This window comes from Caballeronia sp. AZ1_KS37 (assembly GCF_023631165.1).
Lineage (GTDB): Bacteria > Pseudomonadota > Gammaproteobacteria > Burkholderiales > Burkholderiaceae > Caballeronia > Caballeronia zhejiangensis.
The window spans coordinates 1-3,538 of the sequence record NZ_JALQDP010000018.1; the positions used below are offsets into that span (position 1 = coordinate 1).

Annotated in this window: 2 protein-coding genes; one reads left to right on the plus strand and one right to left on the minus strand. The window is 61.7% G+C overall.

What is annotated here, in order from left to right; translation table 11 throughout:
* On the minus strand, positions 1–2,016 hold a 2,016-nt coding region (locus NCS00_RS12360; RefSeq protein ID WP_250440212.1), incomplete at its 3' end, for a molybdopterin-containing oxidoreductase family protein.
* A 160-nt stretch (positions 2,017–2,176) separates the two neighbouring features.
* Here NCS00_RS12360 and NCS00_RS12365 point away from each other — a divergent pair.
* Positions 2,177–3,367: a M20 aminoacylase family protein gene (locus NCS00_RS12365; RefSeq protein WP_250440213.1), complete on the plus strand. Its 1,191-nt coding sequence runs from the start codon at positions 2,177–2,179 to the stop codon at positions 3,365–3,367.
* The last annotated feature ends 171 nt before the right edge of the window (positions 3,368–3,538 follow it).

Genomic DNA, 3,538 nt, shown 5'->3' on the forward strand with positions numbered 1-3,538 from the left:
CGCCACACCCCCCCCGCGGTGCGGGGCGCGACACCCCCAAAAAAAACCCCCCCCCCCCCCCCCCCCCCCCCCCCCCCCCCCCCCCCCCCCCCCCCCCCCCCCCCCCCCCCGGGCCTGCATCGAACCGCGATCGTTGAAGATGCGCACGACTGCGCCATCGGCGATGGCGCGCGCTTGCGCGTCGGCGGGGTGAATATCGAGATGCGGTTCGCGCTCCGCCGCCCGCAGACTTTCGATGTTCACGAAACTGCTGTTCAGGAAGTTGCGCGCGGGCGGCGAAATCATCGCGAGCGGATAGCGGGCCGCCAGATCCGGCGATCCGTCCGCAGATTCGTACGGCGGCAGGTAATCGGGCAACGGATCGAGACCTTCGCGTTTCAGGCGCTCGCTGTAGAACTCGCATTTTCCCGACGGGGTGCGGAACCCGCCTTCGGCCAGCGGCGCTTCCGCGATTCCGAGCTTCAGCCAGCCGGACGCCTTCAACGTGTCCCAGCTCTGACCTTCGAGCGTCGGGTCGTTCCAGCGGAATGCCTTCGATGCGATCTGCTCGTCGGTCTCGAAAAGCGCCGGCTCGGTAAGGCCCAGGGCGCGTGCGAGTCCGCGGAATATTTCAGTGTTCGGGCGCGCTTCGCCGACGGGTGGAATCGCCGGCAGATTCGCCATTACGTGCGTGTGCCCGTAGGACTTGTGGACGTCGAGATGCTCGAGCTGCGTCGTCGCGGGAAAGACGAGGTCCGCGTAATCGGCGGTATCTGTCTGGAAGTGTTCGAGCACGATCGTGAACAGATCCTCGCGCGCGAAGCCCGCCTCGACTTTGGCCGAATCGGGCGCGACCGCAACGGGATTCGAGTTGTAGACGATCAGCGCTTCGATCTTCGGCCCGAATGCTTCGTCGCCCGGATGCAGCAACGCGTCGCCGATCGCGTTCATGTTGATCGCGCGCGGAAGCTTCGAGGGCCAGCCCGGCAGCAAATCGGGACGCTCGAGCGCGCTGCCGTCGATCGGCGCCCAGCCGGACGACGAAAGCAGCAGGCCTCCGGCGCGCTCGCGCCACGCGCCAGTCAACGACGGCAAGCAAGCAATCGCCCGCACGGCATTGCCGCCACCGCGCACGCGCTGCATGCCGTAATTGAGGCGAATTGCGGCCTTCTTCGTCGATCCGAAAGCACGGGCGAGTTCGATAACGACCTTTTCGTCGATGCCGCAGATCTGCGCCACGCGCGAAGCCGGATACTGCGCCGCGCGCGCCGCAAGTTCATCGAAGCCGACGGTATGCGCGCTCACATACTCGTGATCGATGAAATTCTCGCGGATCAACACGTCGATCATGCCGAGCGCGAGCGCGGCGTCGGTGCCCGGGCGCAACGCGATGTGCTGATGGCACTTTTCCGCCGTGAGCGACTTGTACGGATCGATCGCGATCAGCTTCGCGCCACGACGCTTTGCCTCCTGCGCGCGCGTCCAGAAGTGCAGGCTCGACGCGATCGGATTCGCGCCCCAGATCAGAATCAGCTCGCTCTCTTCGTAATACTCCGAATGCATTCCGAGGCTCGCGCCGTACGTGTAGCGCAGGCCGGCGGCGCCAGCAGCCGCACAAATCGTGCGTTCGAGTCGCGATGCGCCAAGCACGTTGAAGAATCGGGCAGCGACGCTTTCGCCTTGCACCAGGCCCATCGTGCCCGCGTAACTGTATGGAACGATGGCTTCAGGCGCGCGCCGGGCGATAGGCTGCAGGCGTTCGGCGGCGAGTTGCAACGCTTCATCCCAGCCGATCGGCTCAAATCGGCCCTCGCCCTTTTTGCCGATTCGACGCAACGGAGTCAGAAGACGATCCTTGTGATGCGTACGCTCGGCATAGCGCGTGACCTTTGTGCACAACACACCTTGCGTCGGTGGATGATCAGGTTCGCCGCTGACTTTGACCGCTTTTCCATCCTTGACCGTTACGCGCATCGCGCAAGTATCGGGGCAATCGTGCGGGCACACGGCTCGGGCAAACTCGGCTGGAGCATTCATCGGAAAGTCCGTAAATCGAAGTAAAAGCGGCAGATGACGGAATTCTATTACGGCCGCTATGCGATCGACCGTCCGATGGCGCAAATAGCGGCGGCGTAGAATGGAACGACCAGGCGCGGTCAATACGCGCAATCCGAATTCAAACGTGAGAGCAGTTGAAATGAATCTGATCCCAGAAATCGAAGCATCGCACGACGAGATCAAGACGCTCCGACGAACGATCCATGCCCATCCCGAATTGCGCTATGAAGAGGTTGGCACCGCAAAACTGGTTGCCGAGAGCCTCGAAAGTTGGGGAATCGAAGTACATCGGGGATTGGGCAAGACGGGCGTCGTCGGCGTGCTGAAGCGCGGCGCCGGCAGTGCCTCGATCGGGCTGCGCGCGGATATGGACGCGCTGCCCATTCAGGAATTGAATACATTCGGCCATCGATCGACGAACGACGGCCGTATGCATGCCTGCGGCCACGATGGTCACACGGCGATGCTGCTCGGCGCGGCGAAATATCTCGCCAAGCACGGCAAATTCGATGGGACGGTCGTCTTCATCTTCCAACCGGCTGAGGAAGGCGGCGCGGGCGCGAAGGCCATGATCGAAGATGGTCTTTTCAAGCGGTTTCCGGTCGATGCGGTGTTCGGCATTCACAACTGGCCTGGCATTCCGGCGGGGCATTTCGGTGTCGTCGAAGGGCCGATCATGGCTTCGAGCAACGAGTTTCGCATCGCCATTCGAGGAACCGGTTCGCACGCGGCCTTGCCACATAACGGGCGCGATCCCGTTTTTACGGCGGTTCAGATCGCGAACGGGCTTCAGAGCATCATCACGCGAAGCAAGAAGCCGATCGATACGGCCGTGCTTTCGATTACCCAGATTCACGCTGGCCAGGCTGCCAATGTGGTGCCCGATCAGGCTTGGCTCGGAGGAACTGTGCGTACTTTTACGGTGGAGACGCTCGATCTGATCGAGGCGCGCATGCGCAAAATCGCCGATGCAACCGCAGCGGCCTACGACTGCGAGGTGGAAATTCATTTCCACAGAAACTATCCGCCGACGATCAATTCGCCTGAAGAGGCAAGATTCGCGGCGGAAGTTATGGCAGAAGTGGTGGGCAAGGATAAGGTCGATAGCGCCGTCGAGCCGACGATGGGCGCCGAGGACTTTTCGTTCATGCTTCTCGAAAAGCCCGGATGTTATGCGTTTCTAGGTAACGGCGACGGCGGGCACCGGGAGCAAGGACACGGCGCGGGGCCGTGCATGTTGCACAACGCCAGCTACGACTTTAATGATGATTTGTTATCGATCGGATCGTCGTACTGGGTAAGACTGGCGGAGAAATTCCTCGCCCGTTGATGGTCGCCGTTACGCTTCTGCTGGCTTAATTGCGATTTAGATTTTCACGCCCCAACGCAAAAACCCCACCTTTTGGGGTGGGGTTTTTGTTTGGAGCATGAGGAGCCTGACGATTACCTACTTTCACACGGGTATCCGCACTATCATCGGCGTGGAGTCGTTTCACGGTCC

What these genes read in the sequence shown, in the direction of transcription:
- NCS00_RS12365 (WP_250440213.1), top strand. Translation starts at nt 2,177, where the DNA reads ATGAATCTGATCCCAGAAATCGAAGCATCGCACGACGAGATCAAGACG.